At 68.2% G+C, this 22,406-nt stretch carries 21 protein-coding genes; 8 read left to right on the top strand and 13 right to left on the bottom strand.

Going from position 1 to position 22,406, the window contains the following annotated elements; genetic code table 11:
- Positions 1–17: 17 nt before the first annotated feature.
- Positions 18–1,649, bottom strand: coding sequence for a DUF7059 domain-containing protein (locus tag ACTHQS_RS10880; RefSeq protein ID WP_440168572.1), 1,632 nt, complete (start codon positions 1,647–1,649; stop codon positions 18–20).
- A 43-nt stretch (positions 1,650–1,692) separates the two neighbouring features.
- Here ACTHQS_RS10880 and ACTHQS_RS10875 point away from each other — a divergent pair, with 43 nt between their 5' ends.
- A complete protein-coding gene (locus ACTHQS_RS10875; RefSeq protein ID WP_440168570.1) occupies positions 1,693–2,169 on the top strand; it encodes a hypothetical protein in 477 nt (158 codons plus the stop codon).
- A gap of 50 nt (positions 2,170–2,219) precedes the next feature.
- Positions 2,220–2,783: a hypothetical protein gene (locus ACTHQS_RS10870; protein ID WP_440168568.1), complete on the top strand. Its 564-nt coding sequence runs from the start codon at positions 2,220–2,222 to the stop codon at positions 2,781–2,783.
- Between the two features lie 58 nt (positions 2,784–2,841).
- Here ACTHQS_RS10870 and trhO read toward each other — a convergent pair whose 3' ends face one another.
- Positions 2,842–3,738 carry an oxygen-dependent tRNA uridine(34) hydroxylase TrhO gene (gene trhO / locus ACTHQS_RS10865; RefSeq protein ID WP_440168566.1) on the bottom strand — a complete coding sequence of 299 codons (897 nt, stop codon included), beginning with the start codon at positions 3,736–3,738 and terminating at the stop codon, positions 2,842–2,844.
- Positions 3,739–3,872: 134 nt separating this feature from the next.
- Between trhO and ACTHQS_RS10860 the strand changes: the two genes are divergently transcribed.
- Positions 3,873–4,565: a GNAT family N-acetyltransferase gene (locus ACTHQS_RS10860; protein WP_440168564.1), complete on the top strand. Its 693-nt coding sequence runs from the start codon at positions 3,873–3,875 to the stop codon at positions 4,563–4,565.
- 84 nt (positions 4,566–4,649) lie between these two features.
- Entirely contained in the window at positions 4,650–7,025 is a 2,376-nt protein-coding gene (locus ACTHQS_RS10855; protein WP_440168562.1) for a DEAD/DEAH box helicase, read from the top strand.
- A gap of 148 nt (positions 7,026–7,173) precedes the next feature.
- Here the strand turns inward: ACTHQS_RS10855 and ACTHQS_RS10850 are convergent, their stop codons facing one another.
- The 7 genes from ACTHQS_RS10850 to ssd all read right to left on the bottom strand — a co-directional run bounded on the left by ACTHQS_RS10850 (position 7,174) and on the right by ssd (position 12,851).
- Entirely contained in the window at positions 7,174–7,629 is a 456-nt protein-coding gene (locus ACTHQS_RS10850; protein WP_440168560.1) for an Rv3654c family TadE-like protein, read from the bottom strand.
- 26 nt (positions 7,630–7,655) lie between these two features.
- Entirely contained in the window at positions 7,656–8,060 is a 405-nt protein-coding gene (locus tag ACTHQS_RS10845) for a TadE family type IV pilus minor pilin (RefSeq protein WP_440168558.1), read from the bottom strand.
- Positions 8,061–8,146: 86 nt separating this feature from the next.
- A complete protein-coding gene (locus ACTHQS_RS10840) occupies positions 8,147–8,608 on the bottom strand; it encodes a DUF4244 domain-containing protein (RefSeq protein ID WP_440168556.1) in 462 nt (153 codons plus the stop codon).
- 226 nt (positions 8,609–8,834) lie between these two features.
- Complete coding sequence (locus ACTHQS_RS10835; RefSeq protein ID WP_440168554.1) at positions 8,835–9,440, bottom strand: type II secretion system F family protein; 606 nt, start codon at positions 9,438–9,440, stop codon at positions 8,835–8,837.
- Positions 9,437–10,237: a type II secretion system F family protein gene (locus ACTHQS_RS10830; RefSeq protein ID WP_440168552.1), complete on the bottom strand. Its 801-nt coding sequence runs from the start codon at positions 10,235–10,237 to the stop codon at positions 9,437–9,439. The genes ACTHQS_RS10835 and ACTHQS_RS10830 overlap by 4 nt, the downstream gene beginning before the upstream one ends.
- Positions 10,234–11,535 (bottom strand): TadA family conjugal transfer-associated ATPase, encoded by a 1,302-nt coding sequence (locus ACTHQS_RS10825; protein WP_440168550.1) that lies wholly within the window; start codon positions 11,533–11,535, stop codon positions 10,234–10,236. Before ACTHQS_RS10825 ends, ACTHQS_RS10830 begins: the two co-directional genes overlap by 4 nt.
- Positions 11,532–12,851 carry a septum site-determining protein Ssd gene (gene ssd / locus ACTHQS_RS10820; protein ID WP_440168548.1) on the bottom strand — a complete coding sequence of 440 codons (1,320 nt, stop codon included), beginning with the start codon at positions 12,849–12,851 and terminating at the stop codon, positions 11,532–11,534. Before ssd ends, ACTHQS_RS10825 begins: the two co-directional genes overlap by 4 nt.
- A 96-nt stretch (positions 12,852–12,947) precedes the next feature.
- On the opposite strand from ssd, the gene ACTHQS_RS10815 reads away from it, so the two are divergent.
- Together ACTHQS_RS10815 and ACTHQS_RS10810 are read left to right on the top strand one after the other, a co-directional pair.
- Entirely contained in the window at positions 12,948–14,684 is a 1,737-nt protein-coding gene (locus ACTHQS_RS10815; RefSeq protein WP_440168546.1) for a bifunctional 3'-5' exonuclease/DNA polymerase, read from the top strand.
- Positions 14,685–14,844: 160 nt separating this feature from the next.
- Positions 14,845–15,033, top strand: coding sequence for a YegP family protein (locus tag ACTHQS_RS10810; protein ID WP_440168544.1), 189 nt, complete (start codon positions 14,845–14,847; stop codon positions 15,031–15,033).
- A gap of 34 nt (positions 15,034–15,067) precedes the next feature.
- On the opposite strand, the gene ACTHQS_RS10805 is transcribed toward ACTHQS_RS10810, so the two are convergent.
- Genes ACTHQS_RS10805 through ACTHQS_RS10795 form a run of 3 tightly spaced genes read right to left on the bottom strand, consistent with a single transcriptional unit; the run spans position 15,068 to position 17,972 of the window.
- On the bottom strand, positions 15,068–15,745 hold the full coding sequence (locus ACTHQS_RS10805; protein ID WP_440168542.1) for an NUDIX hydrolase: 678 nt from the start codon (positions 15,743–15,745) through the stop codon (positions 15,068–15,070).
- Positions 15,742–16,536 (bottom strand): endonuclease III, encoded by a 795-nt coding sequence (gene nth / locus ACTHQS_RS10800; protein WP_440169087.1) that lies wholly within the window; start codon positions 16,534–16,536, stop codon positions 15,742–15,744. The genes ACTHQS_RS10805 and nth overlap by 4 nt, the downstream gene beginning before the upstream one ends.
- A gap of 44 nt (positions 16,537–16,580) precedes the next feature.
- Positions 16,581–17,972, bottom strand: a complete 1,392-nt coding sequence (locus ACTHQS_RS10795) for a hypothetical protein (RefSeq protein ID WP_440168540.1) — start codon at positions 17,970–17,972, stop codon at positions 16,581–16,583.
- A 408-nt stretch (positions 17,973–18,380) separates the two neighbouring features.
- On the opposite strand from ACTHQS_RS10795, the gene acs reads away from it, so the two are divergent.
- Complete coding sequence (gene acs / locus ACTHQS_RS10790) at positions 18,381–20,414, top strand: acetate--CoA ligase (RefSeq protein ID WP_440168538.1); 2,034 nt, start codon at positions 18,381–18,383, stop codon at positions 20,412–20,414.
- 93 nt (positions 20,415–20,507) lie between these two features.
- Entirely contained in the window at positions 20,508–21,269 is a 762-nt protein-coding gene (locus ACTHQS_RS10785; RefSeq protein ID WP_440168536.1) for a DeoR/GlpR family DNA-binding transcription regulator, read from the top strand.
- A 6-nt stretch (positions 21,270–21,275) separates the two neighbouring features.
- Here the strand turns inward: ACTHQS_RS10785 and ACTHQS_RS10780 are convergent, their stop codons facing one another.
- Positions 21,276–22,292, bottom strand: coding sequence for a LacI family DNA-binding transcriptional regulator (locus ACTHQS_RS10780; protein ID WP_440168534.1), 1,017 nt, complete (start codon positions 22,290–22,292; stop codon positions 21,276–21,278).
- Positions 22,293–22,406: the final 114 nt, after the last annotated feature.

Here is a 22,406-nt window from a genome sequence, read left to right as displayed (position 1 = left end):
TGCGGCCGGGCGGGAATTCAGGCCGGGACGAGGAAGCCGTCACGGACCAGGTTGGCCACGTCGGCGAGCAACGCACCCTGGAAGGTCCCGGCGTCGAACCCCTCGCCACCGCCCAGGAGGGCCTCCAAAGCCCCGGCGATCTGCCCGGCGGTGAGGTCGCCGTCGCATGCGGACACAAAGCCGGCCAGCTCGGTGCTCATGAGGTTGGTGCGCCGCAGCCCGGCACCTTGACGGAGCAGTATCACGCCCGGGTGCTCGGCGCCGGGACGCTGGTGGCGCTCCTCTGTGACGTCGTCAGCCACGAGCAGGTGCGTGCCGGCAAGGTCATGGGCAGCGAGCCAGTCGCTGCGTTCGACGGCGGCGCCCAGGTGGGGGCCGATGGGCTGTTCGATGGGGTAGGTGATTTCCTCGAAGCGGCTGATGGCGGCAGGGCGGCCGTCGGCGGGGCGGCGCAGCCAGACCATGCCGAAGCCGATGCCGTCGACATTCCTTGAGGCGAAGTCCGCAAGGTAGGCCGCATACGCCTCCTGGTAATGCTGCCGGTCCCGGGACTCGGAGGCATCCCGCAGCCAGGTTTCGGCGTATTGTTCCGGGCTGACCTGTTCGCGCTGGATGAACCAGGCTTCCGTGCCGGGCAGCACCCACGACTTCGGCCGCTCATCCCAGCTGCTGCCGTTGGCGACTTCCCAGTTGCCGAGCATCTGTGCCCATCCGCCAGGCCCCAGAATGGTGGGCAGGTCCGCCACCAGGGAGGCCACGATCCCGTCGCCCGGCAGCCCGCCGTCGCGGTAGGTGAACTGGTCCGCCGCGTCCTCGCCGGTACTGCGCGGAGTGATGACGAACGGCGGGTTGGACACCACCAGGCCGAATTCCTCCCCGGCCACCGGCTCCAGGAGTGAACCCAGGCGCAGGCTCACCCTGTCTTCGAGGCGGTCCGGGTCGACGGAGAGCGCCTCGGCGTTGAGCAGGATGTTGAACCGTGCATAGGCCAGCGCACGCTCCGAAATGTCGGTGGCGGTCACGTGCTGGCAGTGGTGCAGCAGGTGGAAGGCCTGGATGCCGCAGCCGGTCCCCAGGTCCAGGGCGCGCTCGGTGTGGCGGCGGATGGTGGTCTGCACCAGGGTGGTGGATGCCTGCCCGATGCCCAGGACGTGGTCGTGCCGGAGTACCCCCGCCTGCTGGTGGGCGGCGAGGTCGCTGGCCACCCACAGCTCCGCGCCGCCGCTGCCGTCGTCGTTCTTATCCCAGCCGTACGGCCGCAGGTCGGCCTTCGCTGTGAGCAGTCCGGAGCCGGGGACGGGCTGCACCAGCCCCAGGTCCAGGAGCCCCTGCGCGCCGGTACCGGGCAGGGCGGCGTCGAGCGTTCGGCGTTCCTGCGGCTCGGCGAGGAGCCACAGGCGGACGGCGGCGGCAAGCGGCACCTCCCGGTCGTCAGCCTGCACTGCATGCTCAACGGCGAGCAGCGCGGGGATGATCTGGTCCCGGTTCAGCGCGGCCGAGGCCGCCGGCCCCAGCAGCCGTGCCACACCGTCGAGCGTGTAGTCCAGCCCGCGCAGGTCTGCGGCGAGGGCGGACAGCAGTGCGGGGAGGTCGCTGCGGGGAGCGTCGGGGGTGTTTCCGGCGGTGAATTCATAAGGGGATCCAGGCATCGCCCAAGTTTAGTCCGGGGTGGCTGCGGGGTACGGTGGTCCCATGCCTTCCCGACTCACCCTCTTTCCGCGCGCCCGCACGGCAACCGCCGCAGTCCGCCGTTCGCTGCCCGGGACAGTGGTTGCCGCGGTCCTCTGCCTGGCCGTGGCGGGGTGTTCGCCGACGAACTCTGTGGAGAACGCGGATGTTCCCAAGTGGCGGGCCACAGCGCTGCCATCATCACCGGCGGGTGTCGTGCTCCAGGATTCGGGAAAGATCCTCAACCGGGACCGCATCGTGCAGGAAGCCGCCAGGGTGCCCGCCGGCAGCTATGTACTCACGGCGGTTTGCGAAGGGACCGGCAAGGCCTTCTTCGCTGTGTCCCTGGACGGCAAAGCCATTGCAGAAGCCGGGGCCGCGTGCAACGGCCGGCAGGAGACCACCAAAATCAACCTGCCCGCCGCGGGCCGGGTGGAAATCAGCAGCTCGAGCGTGGACGCTCCGCTGCTCTACGCCTACCAGCTGGCACCGGCGCACTAAGCACTGTCCGGGCTCTGGCCCGCGGACCGCTGCGGGCTTAAAGTCGGACTATGCCCAGCGTGCGGGGGACCCCCGCGCCCCTTTCCGAAGGGACAGCACGGGCGCCCCGGGCACCGAAGCCCGTGGCCGCCGTCGCCCTTGGACTGGTGCTTGCGGCAGGTGCGCTGGCCGGTTGTGAGTATACGTACGACGACGGCCGGGCCGGCAACGCGCAGGGCACCGCGACCGTTGCCCCGGCGCCGGCCTTTACCCGCGACCCGCTGCAACAGGATCCGGTCAGCGAAGCGGAGCTGGGTGACTGGGTGTCCCGGGCCCTTCCAGGCACCACCGGCCCCGTGGTCCAGGCCGACGCGGGGCTCCTGGCTGCCGGGGAGGACCGGACCTTTTCATCGCCGGAGCTGGAAACCGGAACCTACATTTTGTCCATCGCCTGCCGCAGCCAGCGCCGGGTGACCTTCACGGTCCGCACCGAGACCCTCACCCTGGTTGACCTGGGCCTGCGCTGCGGCATCAACCGCGAGAACGTCATTTACCTGTCAACGGACAGCGTCCTCACGGTCCGGGTGGAGGCCAGGACTGCCGCGAACTACGCGTTCCGCGTCCACCGGCTCTGACGCCGGCTGCCCGGCCGTTCCCAGCTGAGCGGCCCGGTTGCCTGAACCCGCTGGTGGCTCAGGCCGCCGCGCAGCCTTCCGGGCAGCGGAGTGTCTCCGGGCTGGCGGCGCATACGGCGCAGTACAGCGTGAGGGTGCGGCAGCTCGGGTTGGAGCAGTTCTCGAATTTACTGGTGGGCGCCGAGCAGCGGGCGCACTGGCCAATGGTCTTGGCGTCCTCGCTGAACTCCAGGTGCATGCGCTTGTCAAAGACGTACAGCGAGCCCTCCCAGAGCCCCTGGTCCTTGAAGGCTTCGCCATACCGTACGATCCCTCCGTCCAGCTGGTACACCTCTTTGAAGCCGCGGTTCACCATCAGGCTGGAGAGCACCTCACAGCGGATGCCTCCGGTGCAGTAGGTCACCACGGGTTTGTCCTTGAGGGAGTCGTACTTGCCGGACTCCAGCTCCTTGATGAAGTCATGGGTGGTGGCGACATTGGGCACCACGGCGTCCTTGAACCGGCCGATCTGCGCTTCGAAGGCGTTCCGGCCGTCGAAGAAGACCACGTCCTCGCCGTCCTGCTTCCTGGCCTCGACGAGCTCGTGGAGCTGGTCCGGCTTGAGGTGCTGTCCGCCGCCCACCACGCCGTCGGCGTCAACCTTGAGCTCACCGGGCGCGCCGAAGGACACAATCTCGTCCCGCACCTTAACGCTGAGCCGCGGGAAGTCCTCCGCGCCGCCGTCGGACCATTTGACGTCAATGCCCCGGAACCCGGAGTACTCGCGGGTGGTCTTGACGTACTGTTTGACGGCGCCGATTTCGCCGCCCACCGTGGCGTTGATTCCGTCCTTGGAAATGATGATGCGCCCGGTCAGGCCAAGCTTTTCGCACAGGGCACGCTGCCAGAGGCGGACGGCGTCCGGGTCAGTAATGGGGGTAAAGCCGTAAAAGAGCACAATCTTGTTCAAAGCCACGCATTTAAGGGTACCGGCTGCGCTGCCGGACCGGTCCTGGCGGCTGCAGGTCCTGGCCCCGGCGCTGATCACAATTGCATAAGCACTTCCGCACCCTCTGTTGCTTGTGATCAGGCTGGAATATTGTTCATGCCATGAGCCCGCAAACCATGGTGGAAGACATTACTGGCCTGCTTGAAGTGTGGGTTGCCGGCTGGGCCGGGTGTCGCGGCTACCGGACTTCCACGGAAGGCCGATTTCCCGCTGCCCTCCGCGCTGACACCAGCGGGGAATGGGAAGTCTTCGCGTCCGAACCCACGGATGACGAGTTCGCCGCCCTCGCGGCCAGGACGGCGGAATCCCCCGCCCGGGTACTGACCATCCTCACCAACGACCCCGCCCGCTATGCCGCCCTGGTAGCCCGGCGGGGCCTGAACGTCACCTCTGATTCGCAGACGATGATGATCGTGGACATGGAGACGCAGGACGCCGAGGACCCCTGGCTTTCCGACGACGACCTCAGCCTGTCCACCTTCGAGCAGGCTGGCGTCCATTACGCGGAGGTCCGCTCAGGAGACACACTCGCGGCCAGTGGCAGGGTGTTCGTGGTGGGTGATACCGCCGTGTTCGACAAGATCATCACCGAGCCGGCGTTCCAGCGCAGGGGCCTGGGCAGCTTCATCATGCGGGCGCTGGCGGCCCAGGCCTTCGGGCATGATGTCCGCGCCGGCCTGCTGCTGGCGTCCCTGGACGGGCAGAAGCTCTACTCGCATCTGGGCTGGACCACGGTGGCCCGGGTCCTGATGCTGTCAGCGTCCCATGACGGGGCGGACCTCTCACTGAGCTGAACCTGCTGCTCCGGAACCGCCGTACGGTTTTCCCTTGGGCGAACCGCGGGCATGCGGTCCTGCAGCGGATGAAAGAATGGTGGGGTGAACCCCCATGACTCCCTGATTCCTTTGCTGGGCCGCGGCCCGGATCCGGAACAGCTGCGTCATGTCCGCACCATTCCGGCGCGGGAGGCAGTCCACGCGCCCTGGCCGGAGTGGATGCACCCGGACATTGCTGCGGCGTACGGGACGCTGGGCATCCGCGAGCCATACCGTCACCAGGTTGACGCGGCCAATGCAGCACACGCTGGGGAGCATGTTGTGGTGGCCACCGGCACTGCGTCCGGGAAGTCGCTGGCGTACCAGCTGCCCTCGCTGGATGCGATCCACCGGTCCGAACTGCGCGTGCTCGCGGACCCGGGCAGGATTCACGACGACGGCGCCGTCACCCTTTACCTCTCCCCCACCAAGGCGCTGGCGGCCGACCAGCTGAATGCCATCCGCGCCCTGAAGCTGCCCACGGTCCGGGCGGAAACCTACGACGGCGACACCGATCCCTCCGCCCGCCGGTGGATCCGGGACCACGCCAACTTCATCCTGGCCAACCCGGACATGCTGCACTTCGGCATCCTTCCCAACCATGCGTGGTGGGCAGCTTTCTTCCGCCGGCTTCGCTACGTCATCGTTGATGAGGCGCACAGCTACCGGGGCGTGTTCGGTTCACACGTGGCCAACCTGATGCGGCGTCTCCGCCGGATCTGCGCCTACTACGGTGCGGGAACCACGTTCCCCGAGCCAGTGTTCATCGCTGCCTCCGCCACCGCATCCGAGCCCGATGTCTCCTTCTCCCGCCTCATCGGTGCGCCCGTCAAGGCAGTGTCCCGCGACTGCTCCCCCCACGGGGCCACCACCGTGGCACTGTGGGAACCGGCGCTGACCGACGTGAGGGGCGAGAACGGAGCCAAGGAGCGGCGCACGGCCGTTGCCGAAACCTCTGACCTGCTGGCCAACCTGGTATCAGCACGGGTCCGCACCATCGCCTTCATCAAGTCCCGCCGCGGCGCGGAGACCATCTCCGCCATTACCAAGCGCCTCCTTGACGAGGTGGATCCGAGCCTCCCGCAACGGGTGGCCGCGTACCGTTCGGGGTACCTTCCGGAGGAACGCCGGGCGGTGGAGAAAGCCTTGCGTTCGGGCCAGCTGCTGGGCGTTTCCAGCACGTCTGCGTTGGAGCTGGGAATCGACATCTCCGGCCTGGATGCAGTGCTGGTGGCAGGCTGGCCCGGCACCCGGGCATCACTGTTCCAGCAGATCGGCAGGGCCGGCCGGGCGGGCCAGGATGCCATTGCGGCGTTTGTGGCCAGCGACGATCCGCTGGACACGTTCCTGGTGAACCATCCCGAAGCCATCTTCGACGTGTCGGTGGAGGCTACGGTCTTTGACCCCTCCAACCCCTATGTGCTGGGACCGCACCTGTGCGCAGCGGCCGCTGAACTTCCCCTGGGACCTGCCGAGCTGGACCTTTTTGGGCCGACCGCTGAAATGCTCCTGGATCGGCTGGTGGCGCAAGGCTACCTCCGCCGGCGCCCCGCCGGCTGGTTCTGGACCCACTCGCAGAGCGCGGCGGCAATGGTCAACCTGAGGGCAGACGGCGGCGGACCCGTCAGCATCGTCGACGCAGAGACCGGTTCCCTCCTGGGAACCATGGATTCGCCTCAAACGCACTACCAAGCCCACACCGGAGCGGTGTACGTCCATCAGGGCGACACCTACGTGGTGGAGGACCTGAACGAAGACGACCACTGCGTCATGGTCCGCCGGGCCAACCCCGACTACTACACCACAGCACGGGATGTAACCCAGATCGAAGTCCTGGACACCCTGCGGACCATGCAGTGGGGCGATGTGACCGTGCACTTCGGCGACGTGAAGGTGACCACGCAGGTTGTCTCCTTCCAGCGCAAGGCCCTGATTTCCAATGAGGTCCTGGGCGAGGAGCCGCTGGAACTGGGTGCACGGGAGCTCTTCACCAAGGCGGTGTGGTTCGTGGTGGACAACCGCTCGTTGACTGGGGCGGGCCTCATCGAAGCGCAGTTCCCGGGCGCCCTGCATGCCGCGGAGCACGCCGCGATAGGACTCCTGCCGCTGGTGGCATCCAGCGACCGGTGGGACATCGGCGGCGTGTCCACTGCCCTGCACGCCGACACCGGGGTGCCCACCATCTTTGTGTATGACGGGCACCCTGGCGGAGCCGGCTTTGCCGAGCGGGGATTCGACAAAGCCATGGTCTGGCTGGCAGCAACCCGCGATGCCATCAAGGCCTGCGAGTGCGAGGCCGGCTGCCCGTCCTGCGTGCAGTCCCCCAAATGCGGCAACAAGAACAATCCGCTGGACAAGGCCGCCGCCGTGACCCTGCTTGACGTGCTGCTCAAGGACGCCACGGAAGCCACGCCGGTGGATCTGGAAGCCAGGAGCTGATACCCGCCACGGGCCTTGTCCCTGGGCGGCCCCGTCCTATGGACCCGTCCTATGGCCCTGATCTGTATGGCCCTGCCCCTCTTTGGCGCGCCGTCCCCCTTGCGACAGTGTGCGCATGTGCTCGTGTCCTGTCCCGGCGGCGCTGCCCCTATGGCGGCGGACCCGCCCGGGCACGTCCGGTCGCGGCGCCCAGCAGCGGGCGCTCGCCGAGCTCGGTGCGTACCTCGATCGTCTGCCCCGAACCCTCGGAGCAACTGAGGACCGTGGCGGCGTGGCGGGCCGCCACTTCCGCGGCGACCGTGCAGGGCTCCCCCGTGGTGATGCCGCGAAGGGCATCCGCCCCGGCAAGGGCTGCCAGGTCGGCTGCCGCTGCCGCCCTGCTTGCGAGCACGGCTGACTGGGCCAGCAGCAACATGACGGCCATCGCCATCATGACCACCAGGGACAGCCCTGCGGCAAGGACCGTCCCCGACCCCCGTTCGTGGCCATCCGCACCGCGTTGCCTGCACTGCCCGTGAGCAGGGCCAGCCCGCGTTGCCGTGCGCTGCCATCGCCCGGCGGCAGGGCGACCGGGCCCTGTGTTGGGGCATCTGGTCCAGATCATGGGGTGTCGCAGCCCGTCGCGATCCATCATCTGGCGCCCCCGGCGCCGGCCTGACCTGCGGCGCCGCCTGCAGCAGCAGTCCCCGGAGTCTCGCTGCGCGTGGAGGCGCGGGCGGTGAGGGTCCACGGAATGGAGGAGCCCAGGGGACCAGCCACCCGGTCGGTCACGGTGACGCTGAACCATTCGCCGTCGGCGGCAACTGATGCAACTGCCGAGCTGCCGGCGAGCGTCCTGACGGTCCGTTCAACCGCCGCGGGGTTGTCGCCCCGGGCCAGGGCCCTGGCGCCGGCCCGGGCTCCTTCTTCGATCCGCAGTTGCGTCGTGCCTGCAGCGGCTCCGGCAAGCAGCATGGCCAGTAGTGCCAGCACTGCCGGGAGCGCCACCGCGAACTCGGCCGTTACGGTGCCCCGGGCCTTCGCGGTTTCATCCAAGGGTTGCCCTCCTCCGTTGCTCCAAGCCACACGGCCGGTCACCGATTCCAGGGGCTTCCGTGACGGCAGCACTCCTGCCGAATGCGTCACGGCAGCGCCAATGCGGTGCGGATGAGGTTCAGCAGGAAGCCTCGCACTTCGTCGCTGCGGAGAATGAACACCAGCAGCCCGGCAAATCCCACCGCGGCCAGGGTGGCAATGGCGTATTCGGCCGTCGCCATGCCGGCTTCCGAGCCCACGAGCCTTGCAGTGCGCCGGGTCTTGCGCGTGGCGCCCGCACCGGGGTACAGCTCCACCACGTTGCCGGGCGGCGGGAAGGATGCCGCTGGAAAGGATGCACGTGAAACTGGTGCCTTCGGCATGAGTGCAGTGGATGCGGCCGTGGTCGAATCGAAGTCAACGGCGTAAGCGTATGGCGCCGCGCCGGTGTTGCGAAGGCTGCCGGTTGGTCCCGCGAACATCGGACTGGAGGCAGTCCGCATCGGCCTGGAAAAGGGGGCTGTGGACATTCCGGCGGAGGGGTTGCGGCGGTAGTGGTTGATGGGCATTGTGTTTCCTTTCCGTTGGTGCCGGTGGTTTTGCCGGCTCTCTTGACTCTTCCCGGCCGAACTGTTGCCGGTAAGGGAGGTGGGGCGCTAAGTGGAAAAGCTCTGCAGATCCAGCGCTGTGGAGGAGTGGACGGGCCAGCAGCGGCGGGGACGGGAAGACAGGGCCAGCAGCGGCGGGGACGGGAAGACAGGGCGAGGAGTCGTGGGGACGGAAGCGGCAGGGTGGCTATGCGCCGTTCGGCACCAAGGCCAAGAGCACCGGGACCACGCCGAGGCAGATGAAGGCCGGAAGTGAGCACAGGCCCAGCGGAACCACCAGCTTCACGCCTAAGGAAGCGGCGCGCTTCTCCGCCGCCCGAAAGCGTTCCCGGCGAAGCCTTGCAGCCTGGGCATACAGGATCGCGGATGATGGTGCCCCCGTGAGCGCGGCGAAGCCCAGGGCGTCCCGCAGCTCCAGGATTTCGGGGAGCCGCACGGCGGAGCTGCGCCATGCTGTTTCCCAGTCAGCGCCGATGGCCAGCGCGGAGACCACAGGCCGCAGGGAGTCCCGGTACTGTGGCGCAGCGGAAGCAGCCACCAGGTCGAGGGCCCTGCCAATTCCGGCTCCGGCGTCCAGCATCGCCGCCACAAGTTCGAGCATCATGGCCGTATCCTTCAGGCCGCTGCCGCAACGCGCTGCCGACCCCTTGGCGGCCGCCTGCTGTGCTCTTGCAGCGGATGGGCACACCCGGCGAAGCCGTTTTCGCAACCTCCCGTGGCCGGGACAGGCAAGCCATGCACCGGCCGCGAGCAGCGTGAACAATGCCAGGCCGGGGGCCCAAACCGGGTTCATTGCGCTCCTGCCCCTGCAGCTGACGCCACCAACCGGGCAGACCAGGCCCTTCCCGCCGCGGTAAGGACCACGCCGCCCAACAACGCGGCCAGTCCAAGGGGTGTCCCCAGCAGGGTGGCCAGGGGATCCACACCCAGGGCAGCGCCGAGTCCCAGACCCATCAAGGGAAGCCAGGTCAGGAGCCGGACGGTGGCTTTGGGCCCTGCGAGAGCCGTCTGCCGGGCCGCGTCGGCGTCATCCTCTGCTTCCAGTTGGGCAGCGAACCGGGTCAGCACGTCAGCGAGCGGGCACCCGCTGGCTTCGGCGATGTCGAAGCAGGCGGCAAGCTCCAACCAGGTCCTGGCCTCCCTGTCGCGGGGCGGAAAGGCCGTGGAAACGGCACGGCGGACGGTTTCCGCAACGGGAGCCCCGGTAGCGGCGGCCGCACGCGCGGTTGCCAGGACCGCAGCTGATCCCTTTGACAGCATGGCCCCGGACAGCGGGGCGGCTTCCTGATGTTGCCGCCCGTTATCACCTTTGCCGTACACCATCCACAACTCGTCCCACAGCCGTGCGGGCGTCCGGCCACCCCGGAGCAGTGCCGCCATCTGCTGCACCACCAGGGTCAGGCCTGGTCCCCGCGCTATTGCCGCCCTTGCGGTGCCCTTCCTGTTCCACGGCAGGACAAGGCCCCTCCGGGGAGCCGCCGCTTTCGTCCTGTTGCCGGTTGCGGCGCGCAACCTGGAAGCAGCGTCCAGGGGCGGCTTGAGAAGCAGCAGCACAGCGCTGCACAGGAGCACGGGGAAGAGGAGCGTCACGGGATCTCCTCGGGGTTCATCCCCAGCCGGGCCGTGAGCGCCGGCCACGCGGAACCCGGGACACCTGATTCCCCAATGGCCGGCAGCACGGTCAGTCCTTCCGGCCCATTGGCGATGAGTCCAATGCCCAGGACTTCCCTGCCTTTGGGTGTCCTGCCGACGTGGATGACAGCATCAAGGGCGCTGGCGGCCTGAAGCCGCACGGCCTCCGGACCGAGCCCTGCGAGCGCGCCGAGGGCGTTGAGCCTGGCCGGAACTGCGGCCGCCGTATTGGCGTGGATGGTTCCGCCGCCACCGCTGTGCCCGGTATTCATCGCGGTGAGGAGCTCGCGGACTTCAGCACCCCTGCACTCCCCCACCACCAGCCTGTCCGGGCGCATGCGCAGCGCTTGGCGAACCAGCTCCCCCAAGTCCACGGCACCGCCGCCTTCAAGGTTTCCGTGGCGTGATTCGAGGGCAACCACATGCGGGTGGACAGGATTGAGTTCGGAGGCGTCCTCGATCAGGACCAGCCGTTCTTGCGCGGAGCACAGGCCCAGCAGGGTGGACAACAGCGTGGTCTTCCCTGAACCCGTAGCACCGCTGACCAGGAAGCTCAACCTCTTGTCCACGATCCGTTCGAGCACCGTTTGCACCCGCTGGCCGAACATGCCGCCCGTACGCAGCTCTGCCATGCTGAAGACCTGCTCCCTGCGGATCCGGACGCTCAACAGCGTCCCGGACGTGGACACCGGCGGCAACACGGCGTGGACACGGTAGCCGCCGGCAAGCCTGACATCAACACAGGGCGACCCGTCATCCAGGCGGCGCCCTCCTGCGGCCACGAGCCTGCATGCCAGCGCCCGCAGCTGGGATTCGCCATCGAACACGACAGGTACGCGCTCGATGCCCCGGCCGCGGTCCACCCACACGGAATCCGGAGCGTTGACGAAGATGTCTGTTACCGCTGGATCCCTGGTGAGCTCCTGCAGGGGGCCCAATCCACTGAGCTCGGCGCTGATCCGCTCCACTGCGGCAAGCGCTCCGGCGGTGCCCAACAGCTTGCCGGTGGCCTGTACGGCCGCGGCAACGCGCGAAGGTGTTACTGTTCCTGCCTCCGCCATCATCGATTCACGGACAGACTCCAGCAGCCCGGAATCAACGGTCCGGCCAGTACCGGCGCCGCTGACCCGCGCCTGGCGGCCAGCCTTGTTCGCCTCCAGGATCCGTGCACTGCGCCGTGCGCCAACGCCTCCGGACCCACCTGCGCCGCCCGTTTCCCGGGCTGGAGACGAAGGGGCAATGGGCGGCCGCCTCATGCGACGTCCCCCGCCTGCAGGTCCTCTCCAAGCCAATCGAGCACCGTGGCGCCGAAATACCGGATGGTCCGCCGCTTCCCAAGGTCCAGCAGGCGGCCTGACTCCATGGCCCCCGGGACGGCCCGCAGGTGGGGGATGCGGCCCTGTACCGGCAGCCCTACGGCGTCAGCAATCAGGGAACCGTCCAGCGCAGCACCGGGCCGCCCCCGCACCAGCAGGGCAGCCTCCACCGGCGGAAGCTCCTGCAGCAGCCGCACGGCCGCCACCGCCGCTTTCAGCTGCGCCGGCACCACCACCATGATCCGGTCGCAGTCCCACGCCACAGTGTGAAGCGACTCCGCACCCCTTCCCACATCCACAACGACCAGCTCAAAACCACGGCGGGCAGCGTCCAGCACACCCGCTGCCGTTGCAGCAGGGACAGGAACCGGCTGCTCCCGGGTGGCAGGCCAGGACAGGAAGGAAAACCCTCCGGCGACGGGCAGGGAGTCGGAGAGCTGCAGGGGGTCAATGCTGCCCCTTGCCTCCGCGAGGTCCGGCCAGCGCAGCCCGGGGTTGTCCTCCGCGGCGAGCGCAAGCTCCAGGCCGCCGCCCCAGGGGTCGCCGTCCACCAGCAGGACGCGCGCCCCCAGGCCTGCCGCTGCCTGGGCTGTCCAAATGGCGGCGGTGGTGGCCCCCGCCCCGCCGCAACCTCCCGTGATGCCAAGGACCAGCCCGCCGGGACCCGGCGAGCGCGACCGGCTCAGATGATCCGCCAGCCAGGCAGCGGCATCGGGCAGCACGGCAACGCGTTCAGCACCCAGGGCGGCGGCAAGGTGCCAGAGGCTGTCGCCCTCTCCGTCGAGGCCCACCATGACCGCCGGCATGCGGCGCCGCGGTGGAAGCTCCCTCACATCGCTGCCCACCAGCACGGCCGATGCAGCATCCCAGTAACGTCCCGCCTCCACCGCATCCGGAACCACGCGGAGCTGGGCACCAGCGGCTGCCACTATGCGCTCCACTTCCGCGCGCAGGACGCCGGACGAGGTAACCAGCAGCACCTCGCCGGAGCCGTCCGGCCTCCCACCATGCGGCGGTGAAGCACCCAAAGCTGGACCGCCCGCCACAAGTCCATCGTGCACAGATTGACCCGGGGCTGAACTCCCCGGCAGGGAACCGGCCGGCAGCCAGGCCGCACCGTACCCCGCCTCGCTGCCCGACGACAGGTTGTCCGCCACCGAAGTGCGGGATGGTGCGTCCCGGTTCGGTTTCCGCCGGGAGGAACCTGTGGCCTGCCCCGGCCCGGGTTGCGGTGCTTTCAGCTGGTGCCTGCTCATGGAGCCACTCTGCCGCGGCCGCGAAAGACAGATAAGGGGGCGAACCCCGTATGTGGACAACCGGAGCCACCGCTCCCGGCAAGGCACAATGGGAGCATGTACCTGCTGCTCGCCGCCCACCCCCGCGGTGTGGCACTGCAGGAACTGACACAGGCAGGCCACCCCCAACCGGCCAACCCCGAGCCCCGGCTGGTGGCACCCAACGAGCTCTCCGCCGTCGTCCGTGAACTGGAAGCCCGGCGCCCCGGCGGACAGCCGCCGCGCTGGATCTGGCACCGGACGCAGGACTGGTACCCCGCCCTGCTCGCAGCAGGCGTGGAGGTGGAGCGCTGCTACGACGTCACGCTCTGCGGCAACATCCTGGCCTTTTCGCAGTTCAGCGCCCACACCGACTACGCCAGGAATACAGACAGGGTCCCGGTGGAGGACCCGGTGCTTCCGCCGAAGTCATTGCTGCCGCCCCGTCCCCCTGCGGACCAAGGCGCGCTGTTCGACGACCCAGGTGCCGGGCCGGCGCCCGGCTGGGCCCTCGAGGAACTCCGCGCCGAGTACGCTGCCCAGCAGGGCGCCCTCGCCGGCGTAGAAATCGTGGAGAACCTCCGGAACCGCCTGCAGCTGCTGCTGGCGGCGGAGTCGGCGTCTGCCATGGTTGCTGCCGAAATGCAGCACGCCGGCGTCCCCTGGCGGGAGGACCTGCACGAACAGATCCTGGTTGACCAGCTGGGTCCGCGCCCGCCCGCCGGCCAGCGCCCGCAAAGACTGGAGGCATTGGCCGCGGAACTGCGCACGCTGCTCAATTCCCCGGGCCTCAACCCGGACTCGCCGCAGGACCTGATGCGCGCCCTGCACCGGAACGGCATCGAGGTGAAGAGCACCCGGAAATGGGAGCTCAGGGAATCCAGCCACCCCGTCATCGAGCCGTTGCTGGAATACAAGAAGCTCTCCCGCCTCCACACGGCCAACGGCTGGTCCTGGCTGGATGCCTGGGTGGACGGCGGCAGGTTCCGGCCCGAGTATGTGGTGGGCGGGGTTGTTTCGGGGCGCTGGGCGTCCCGCGGCGGCGGCGCGCTGCAGATCCCGCGCCAGGTCCGCGGCGCGGTGCACGCAGACCCCGGCCACAAACTGATCGTCGCGGATGCCTCCCAGCTGGAGCCGCGTGTCCTGGTGGCCCTCGCCCAGGACTCCTCCATGGCGGAGGCCGCCCGGGACCAGGACCTGTATGCCGGGATCGCCGCCAAGGGCTTCGGCGGAGACCGGGCCAAAGCGAAGATGGCCCTGCTGGGCGCCATGTACGGGGCCACCTCCGGTGAGGCAGGGCGCCTGATGCCGCAGCTGGCGCGCACCTATCCGCGTGCCGTCGACTTTGTGGAGCGGGCGGCGCGGGCAGGCGAAGCCGGCGGGACGGTGACCACCCGGTTGGGCCGCAGCAGCCCACCGCCATCGGAGCGGTGGTTCCTGAGCCAGCGCTCCACCACGGCTGAAGAGCAGCGGCGGGCAGAGTCCATTGCCCGGTCCCGTGGGCGTTTCACCCGGAATTTTGTGGTCCAGGGCTCTGCGGCGGACTGGGCGGCATGCTGGCTGGCGGAATTACGACGGCGGCTGCGCATCTTGCGGACGCCCGGCACCGGCGGCAGCGGCCGGGCTGTCGGGGCTGAGTTGGTCTTCTTCCTGCACGACGAGGTGATGGTGCATGCGCCCTCTGACGGTGTGGACGCCTGCATCTCAGCGATCGAAGAATCAGCCCGTGCCGCGAAGGAGTTGTTGTTCGGACGGATCCCGGTGGAGTTCCCGGTCAGCCTCGCCGTCGTCGACTCCTACAACCTGGCGAAATAGCTTTCCTGAAGGGCGCCAAGTACCTGCAAACGAGACGCAAGGTAACCTACCCGGCAGTAGCTCGACGGGTAGGGTGGCGCAGGTTACAGTCGGAACCGGTGGCTGAAACAGACCGGTCCACACGCTGATGCAACGACGCATACCAGGGAGGTCCCCGTCCATGGCGGGAAGATTTGAAATACACCGCACAGGCGACGAGTCGTACCGGCTGCGCCTCACCGACGCCGAGGGCAACACCGTTGCCGTTTCGCCAACCTTCAGGTCCCTGACCATGCTCCGCGACGGCATCAAGGCCATGCGGGAGAACGCCGCCACCGCCATTGTGGTGGACTTGCGGCAGCAGGCCTGAAGCCTGGACTACTGAAGGCCTGGCCTCCTGAAGGTCAGGCCCCGATCGGATGCAGCCGGTTCCGGTCCCACGGAACCGACCAGCCCAGCTGGTCGAAGAGGCCACTGAGCACAATGCCCGTGAAACCCCACACCACCACGCCGTTCACCGTGAACGCGGGGCTGTCGAAGGTCCGCCCTGCCCGGTGGACGGTGGCCATCACCCTGTTGTCCGGGTCAAGCAGGTCCCGCACCGGGACGCGGAACACCTGGGCGGATTCGCCGTAGTCCACCACCCGGACCGGTGAGGGCGCCTGCCACCACCCGAGAACAGGCGTCACCAGGAAGTTGCTGTGCGCCAGGCCCAACTCCTGGAGTGTCCCCAGCACCTCGACCCCGCCTGCATCCAGTCCGGTCTCCTCTTCGGCTTCCCGGAGCGCAGCCGCTATGGGGGTTTCGTTCCTGTCGATGCCGCCGCCGGGAAACGCCACCTGGCCGGGGTGGGACCCCAGAGTGTGGGCGCGTTCCAGCAGCAGGACGTCAAGGTCTGCCGGCGCGAGTGGCTTGCCGGACGCCGCGGGGACGTCGTCGAGGACCCCGAAGAGCATCAGGACTGCAGCCCTGCGGGCGCGTGCCGCGTCCACCGTCAGGGCTGCCCAGCGCGGATCAGGAGGCCCGGCCGTTCCGGTTTGAGCCCGCCGGACCAGCCGGGCAAGGTCTTCGCGTGCGCTCAAGGGGTCCTCTTTTGGGAAGCCATCCGGATCTCCGCGGCCCGGTGCTGTTCTGCGAGGTACTGCTCCAGCAGCTCCTCGCTGCCGGGAGCGAGTTCGTATTTGAGAAGCTTGGCAGCCTTGACGGGATCGGTCTCGCCCAGCCCGTAACTTGGGCACCAGTTGGCCACGGGGCAGGCCCCGCAGGCGGGCTTCCGGGCGTGGCAGACGCGGCGGCCATGGAAGATGACCCGATGGGACAGCATGGTCCAGTCCCTGCGCTCGAACAGTTCGGCCACGTCCTGTTCGATCTGCACGGGGTCCTCCGACTGGGTCCACCCAAACCGCTTCGCGAGGCGGGCGAAGTGCGTGTCCACGGAGATGCCCGGGACGCCGAAAGCGTTGGCCAGCACCACGTTGGCCGTCTTGCGCCCCACACCGGGCAACGTGACCAGTTCCTTCATCCGGCCGGGAACCTCGCCGTCAAACTCGTCCACCAGCCGCGTGCACAGCGCCTGGACGTTCTTCGCCTTGGCACGGAAGAATCCGGTGGGCTTGAGGATGGCCTCGAGCTCGGTGGGGTCCGCCTCGGCCAGGGCCCGTGCATTCGGCCACCGCGCGAACAGCACTTTGGTGACCTGGTTGACCGTGACGTCGGTGGTTTGGGCCGACAGGACGGTGGCCACGAGCAGTTCGAACGGGTTGCGGAAGTCCAGTTCCGCATGGGCGTACGGGTATTTCTCGGCCAGGGCCTTGTGGATGCGCCGCGCCCTCCGCTTAAGCGCCAGGACGGATTCGGACGAGACCACGGGCATCCCTGCGGCCTGGCCGGTCTTGGTGCGGGCCCCGGCCACCGGCGTCAGCCGCGCTCGATGTTGCTGAGGTCGCGCAGCACGCCCAGCCGCCCGTCAGTGTGCTGGACCAGGAATTCGTGGCCGCGGTCCTCGAGTGCCAGTACCCAGCCGCCGGGTTCAATCACGAAGGCGGGCGCACCGGTCCGGGGGTCGAAGGCGGTGCGGTGCTGGGCAACGGCAAACCAGAAGGCCTCGTGGATCGGCTGCCCGTCCATCTCGTCATGGCGGTTCGCCGGGTCCACGGTGGCCCCGATGGGCTGTTCGGCACGGACCTGCTGATGGACGGCGGTGGCAGCGGGCGGCTCCCATGCCGCCTGGGGCGCATTGGCTGTGGGGACGTCCCCGTACTGGGTCTCCTCAACAGCCGGGGCAGGAGCAGGGCGGACGACGTCGGCTGCCTGGGTGGGCGGGCCGGCGTCCACCGCGGGGGTGCGGTCCGAAGCTTCGGGGGCGGTTGACACAGGCGCAGACGTGGCCGGCCCGGCAGTCCTGGCGGCTGCGGCGCCGGCTCCAGCAGCGCCGGCTCCCGACGTGGGAACTGCGGCACCGGCGGTTCCTGAGGTCGAGGCCCCGGCGGTGGCAACGGGGACAGCAGCGGTGGCGGGAGCCTGCGTGGAACGGACCGGTTCAGGGCTGGGACTGGGGCTGGCAGTCCCCGGCTGGACGGCGGAGGAGCCGGCACCGGCACCGCCGAATACACCCGCGCCCTTGAAGCCACCCTTAGACTGGTTCGGGCCGGACTCCGGCTTTGGCGCTTTGGGGGCCCGCGGCTTCCGCGCAGGAACCGCGGCTTCGCGTGCCACGACATGCGCCGGGACCTCGGGCCGGTCCTTGAAGTCACCGGACAGGTACGGCAGGAAACGGCCCAGCACTGTGGCAGCGAACAGGACCAGCGAGCCGATCAGGCCCACCAGCAGGCTGGTCACGTATCCACCCGCCACCGACAGGAAGAAGAAGGCCAGGGCGAAGGAGGCCACCACGGAGGCGAACTGGTCGATCGAGAGCGAACCAACCCGGATCTTCGTGGCAGGGGCCAGGCGGCGGGCGGCGAACAGCGCGCCTGCGATCAACGGCAGGATGATGCCCAGTCCAAGGAAGAACAGGTTGTTCAGGTTCCACAGGTTGTACCGGGAACCGAAAAGGGGCAGCAAGGACGCAACGAACAGGATCACGGTGCCGGCGAAGACGGCCAGGTCCCGCACGGTAAAGGGGCCAAGGACCGCCTGGTTGGCGTTCGGGTCGATCTTTCCCGAGCCAGCCTTCTGCCCTGCCACCTGTCCGTTGGCGGTGTTACCGGCGGGCGACGGGTTCCCCGGTCCCCCGGCGGCGGATCCGGAGCCTTCGCGGCCCGCCTCGGTGTCCGGGCCCGTTCGCTGGCCGAAGCTCTGCTGGTTCATTCTGCTCTCCTTAGCGTGGCGGCACCGGGCCCGGTCCGGACCCGAAAACTGTGCCGTCTTGACATGCGGTCCGGGCCCGGCAAGCCGCTGTTTGTGCCTGGCCGGGGCGGTCCGAAGTGAAGTCACAATTCCATCTCAGCCTAGTCAACAGCCTGGCTGATCACTAGCTGGAGCAAGCCTTCGGGGCGCCGGGATGAGTAATGCGGACACCATTCACCGCTTAAAAAATGCCGCTCATGGCCGCGTCTGTGACGGGGAGCACAGAGGATACGCGGCAAGCATTAGGCTAGGTTGCGGAACAGCTCTTTGCGGTATGTCCGCGCCGGCTGGAGCCCAGTGCCGTGCGAACGGTGGGCCCCGCGGTGGCGGCATCCCGCGCGGCAAAGATCGATGAATGATGAGGTTCACATGTCCCAGGACACTCCCAGCTCCACGGCCACCGTTCCTTCCGCTTCCGCCCAGCCGGCAGGTCAGCAAGGCCACCAGGGCGATGCCTTTGCGAACCTGCTTCATGAGACCAGGGCCTTCCCGCCCTCCCCGGAGTTCGCTGCCAACGCCGTCGTCACCGCCGCCGAGTACGGGGAAGCGGACGCCGACCGGCCGGCTTTTTGGGCCAAGAAGGCCAGGGAACTGCTGACCTGGTCCAAGGACTTCACGCAGGCCCTTGACTGGTCCGATCCGCCCTTCGCGAAGTGGTTTGTGGGCGGTGAGCTCAATGCCGCGTACAACGCCCTGGACCGGCACGTCGAGGCCGGCAACGGAGACCGCGTGGCCATCTACTTTGAGGGCGAACCCGGTGATACCCGGACGTACACGTATGCGCAGCTGACCGAAGAGGTGAAAAAGGCTGCCAACGCCTTCGAGTCCCTGGGTGTGGCCAAGGGCGACCGCGTGGCCGTGTACCTTCCCATGATCCCGGAAGCGGTCATCACCCTGCTGGCCTGCGCCCGGATCGGGGCGGTCCACTCCGTGGTGTTCGGCGGATTCTCCGCCGAAGCCCTCCGATCCCGGATCGACGACGCCGAGGCCAAGCTCGTGGTCACCGCGGACGGCACTTACCGCCGCGGCAAGCCGAGCCCGCTCAAGGCCGCCGTCGACGACGCGTTGTCCCACGAGGGAGATGCGGGCGGCCACACGGTGCAGAACGTGGTAGTGGTCAAGCGCAACGGCCAGGACGTCGACTGGAAGGAAGGCCGCGACCACTGGTGGGCCGACACCGTCGGCACCGCCTCGTCAGAGCACACCGCGCCGGGCCACGATTCGGAACACCCGCTGTACATCCTGTACACCTCAGGCACCACCGGGAAGCCCAAGGGGATCCTGCACACCACCGGCGGGTACCTCACCCAGACGGCCTACACCCACAAGGCAGTCTTCGACCTCCGCCCGGAAACGGACGTGTACTGGTGCACGGCCGACGTCGGCTGGGTCACCGGCCACTCCTACGTCGCCTACGCCCCGCTCATCAACGGCGCCACCCAGGTCATGTACGAAGGCACGCCGGACTCCCCGCACCAGGGCCGCTGGTGGGAGATCGTGGAGAAGTACAAGGTCTCCATCCTCTACACCGCGCCCACCGCCATCCGCACCTTCATGAAGTGGGGTTCGGACATCCCGGCGAAGTACGACCTCTCGTCGCTCCGCGTGCTGGGTTCGGTCGGGGAACCGATCAACCCCGAAGCCTGGATGTGGTACCGCAAGGTCATCGGCGGCGACAAGGCACCCATCGTTGACACCTGGTGGCAGACCGAAACCGGTGCCCAGATGATCGCCCCGCTCCCCGGGGTTACCGCCACCAAGCCCGGCTCCGCCCAGGTGCCGCTGCCCGGCATCGCCGTGGACGTCGTCGACGAGATGGGCGAATCAGTCCCTAACGGCCACGGCGGCTTCCTGGTCATCCGGGAGCCCTGGCCAGCCATGCTGCGGGGCATCTGGGGTGACCCGGAACGCTTCAAGGACACGTACTGGTCCCGCTTCGAGAACATGTACTTCGCCGGCGACGGCGCCAAGAGGGACGAAGACGGCGACATCTGGCTGCTGGGCCGGGTGGATGACGTCATGAACGTTTCCGGGCACCGACTCTCCACCACCGAGATCGAATCCGCACTGGTGAGCCACCCCTCAGTAGCGGAGGCCGCCGTCGTGGGCGCCACGGACGAGACCACCGGCCAGGCCGTCGTCGCGTTCGTCATCCTGCGCGGCGACGCCGCGAACAACGGCGATGCCACCGTCCAGGAACTGCGCAACCACGTGGGCAAGGAAATCGGCCCCATCGCCAAGCCCAAGAACATCCTGGTGGTGCCGGAGCTGCCCAAGACCCGCTCCGGCAAGATCATGCGCCGCCTCCTCAAAGACGTCGCGGAAGGCCGCGATCCGGGCGACGCCACCACCCTTTCGGACCCGGCCATCATGCAGCAGATCGCCGCGTCACTCCGGAAGTAGGCATGGTTTGACGACGGCGCCGCCCGGCCGGGTGGCGCCGTCGCCGTATGCTGGGAGCAAACCCCGCAACCCTCGATGAAGGAATCCGTTCACATGCTTGCAGCTGCTCGACACCAGGCCATCGTGGATGCCGTCCAGCGCGAGCGCGTGGTGCGGGTTTCGGACCTGGCCGCGCAGCTGGGCGTGTCGCTGATGACTGTGCGGCGGGACATTGAGCAGCTTGAAGAGGGCGGGAAGCTGGAACGCATCCATGGGGGCGCGAAACTTCCGGGGGACGCCAGCACCCACGAGCCCGGTTTCGAGCTGAAGTCCACGCAGCTGACGGCGGAGAAGCGTGCCATCGCGGTGGCCGCCGCGGGGCTGGTGCAGGAAGGCATGGCGGTCGGCTTGAGTGCAGGCACCACCACGTGGGCGCTGGCGAGGGAACTGACAGCCGGTCCGCGCATCACCGTGGTGACCAATTCGATGCGGATTGCCGATCTCTTCCACCCCGGCGGGTCCACCGTGATCCTGATAGGTGGCGAACGCACGCCGTCGGACGCCCTGGTCGGGCCCATCGCCACCGGAGCCCTCAGGCAACTGCATCTCGACGTCCTGTTCCTGGGCGTCCACGGCATGGACGCGGACGCCGGGTTCACCACTCCCAACCTGCTCGAAGCCGAAACCGACCGCGCGTTCGTGGCCGCCGCCCGCAAAACCGTGGTCCTTGCCGACCACACCAAGTGGGGCATGCTGGGCATCAGCTCCATCGCAGCACTCGATGACGTGGATGAGGTCATCAGCGATGCCGGGCTCAGCGCCGAGGCCCAGCGCGTCCTTGGCGAACGGGCCAAACTCCGCGTGGTGCCCGCGTAAGCGCGGTTACGCTGATCCGCGCCACATGATGGTGGTCTCGAGGACACGGGGCGTACCCGGCAGTCCCTGAAGCTGCGCCAGGACGAGTTCAGCGGCGGTGCTCCCCAAAAGGTCGGCCGGCTGGCGAACGGTGGACAGCTGTGGCCTGCAGCGAAGGGCCCAACTGCTGTCGTCGAACCCTACGATTCCTACGTCCTCCGGGACCCGCCGCCCGGCCTCCTGCAATGCCGTCATGGCTCCAGCCGCCACGGCATCCGATGCCGCGAAAACTCCGTCCAGGTGGGGAGCGCGCCGCAGCAGCTCCTGCATTCCCTCCAAGCCGGCAGCATAGGTGTACAACGGATATTCCACCACCAGGTTCGGGTCAAAGCGGCCGCCCATTGCCTTTTGGAATCCGGCAAGCCGGTCCTTTCCCGAGTCGCGGTCCAAGGCACTGGCGATCATCCCCACCTGTTTCCGCCCCGTTCCCAGCAGCCTGTTGGTGATGCTCCGGGCAGCCTCAACGTTGTCAATGGCGGCGTACGGCAGCGCCGGGGTTCCTTCGGGGTGGCCGACAAATGCCGCGGGCAATCCGATGTCCGCTATGGCCGCCGCAATGGGATCAGAGGCGCGCGCCGAGATGATGACTGCGCCGTCAACCAGGCCGCCCCGCAGGTAATCCGCCACCCTGCGGCTGTCGCGGTCCGAATCGATGATCAGCGAAACCAGTTGGTAATCAGCCTTGGACAGCACCTCGTTGGCGCCCAGCAGGATGGAGCCAATGTTGGGGTCTTCGAACAATAGCGAGTGGGGTTCGTGGATGATCAGCCCGATGGCCCGGGATTCCTGGGTGACCAGGTTGCGGGCAGCGTTGTTGCGGACGTATCCCACCCGGGCGATGGCTTCTTCCACGGCCTGCTTGGCCTCGTCGGAGACATATTTTTCCCCGTTCATGACGCGTGAAACGGTCCCCCGGGAAAGCCCGGCGGCGTCCGCGACATCGTTGATGGTGGCGCGGCGGGCACGGGTGCGTGTCAGCGACATATTTGTACTGTAGCGGAGTCTGGACGGGGGACGTCCTCCCGCAGACATTGACACGGCCCCAAGTGCCCCCGTACTCTGGGAACGTTCCCAGATGACCTGCATCACTATTTGTCG

This window comes from Arthrobacter sp. SAFR-044, assembly GCF_051965175.1.
Taxonomy (GTDB): domain Bacteria; phylum Actinomycetota; class Actinomycetes; order Actinomycetales; family Micrococcaceae; genus Arthrobacter.
The sequence above is the reverse complement of the archived record's forward strand: the minus strand, read 5'-3'. Positions and strand labels throughout refer to the sequence as shown.

Coding starts and splice junctions, on each gene's coding strand:
- ACTHQS_RS10785 (WP_440168536.1), top strand. CDS start 20,508: ATGCTTGCAGCTGCTCGACACCAGGCCATCGTGGATGCCGTCCAGCGC.
- ACTHQS_RS10880 (WP_440168572.1), bottom strand. CDS start 1,649: ATGCCTGGATCCCCTTATGAATTCACCGCCGGAAACACCCCCGACGCT.
- ACTHQS_RS10860 (WP_440168564.1), top strand. CDS start 3,873: ATGAGCCCGCAAACCATGGTGGAAGACATTACTGGCCTGCTTGAAGTG.
- ACTHQS_RS10835 (WP_440168554.1), bottom strand. CDS start 9,440: ATGAACCCGGTTTGGGCCCCCGGCCTGGCATTGTTCACGCTGCTCGCG.
- ACTHQS_RS10870 (WP_440168568.1), top strand. CDS start 2,220: ATGCCCAGCGTGCGGGGGACCCCCGCGCCCCTTTCCGAAGGGACAGCA.
- ACTHQS_RS10825 (WP_440168550.1), bottom strand. CDS start 11,535: ATGAGGCGGCCGCCCATTGCCCCTTCGTCTCCAGCCCGGGAAACGGGC.
- ssd (WP_440168548.1), bottom strand. CDS start 12,851: ATGAGCAGGCACCAGCTGAAAGCACCGCAACCCGGGCCGGGGCAGGCC.
- ACTHQS_RS10815 (WP_440168546.1), top strand. CDS start 12,948: ATGTACCTGCTGCTCGCCGCCCACCCCCGCGGTGTGGCACTGCAGGAA.
- ACTHQS_RS10875 (WP_440168570.1), top strand. CDS start 1,693: ATGCCTTCCCGACTCACCCTCTTTCCGCGCGCCCGCACGGCAACCGCC.
- ACTHQS_RS10850 (WP_440168560.1), bottom strand. CDS start 7,629: ATGATCTGGACCAGATGCCCCAACACAGGGCCCGGTCGCCCTGCCGCC.
- ACTHQS_RS10795 (WP_440168540.1), bottom strand. CDS start 17,972: ATGAACCAGCAGAGCTTCGGCCAGCGAACGGGCCCGGACACCGAGGCG.
- ACTHQS_RS10840 (WP_440168556.1), bottom strand. CDS start 8,608: ATGCCCATCAACCACTACCGCCGCAACCCCTCCGCCGGAATGTCCACA.
- ACTHQS_RS10810 (WP_440168544.1), top strand. CDS start 14,845: ATGGCGGGAAGATTTGAAATACACCGCACAGGCGACGAGTCGTACCGG.
- nth (WP_440169087.1), bottom strand. CDS start 16,536: ATGCCCGTGGTCTCGTCCGAATCCGTCCTGGCGCTTAAGCGGAGGGCG.
- acs (WP_440168538.1), top strand. CDS start 18,381: ATGTCCCAGGACACTCCCAGCTCCACGGCCACCGTTCCTTCCGCTTCC.
- ACTHQS_RS10780 (WP_440168534.1), bottom strand. CDS start 22,292: ATGTCGCTGACACGCACCCGTGCCCGCCGCGCCACCATCAACGATGTC.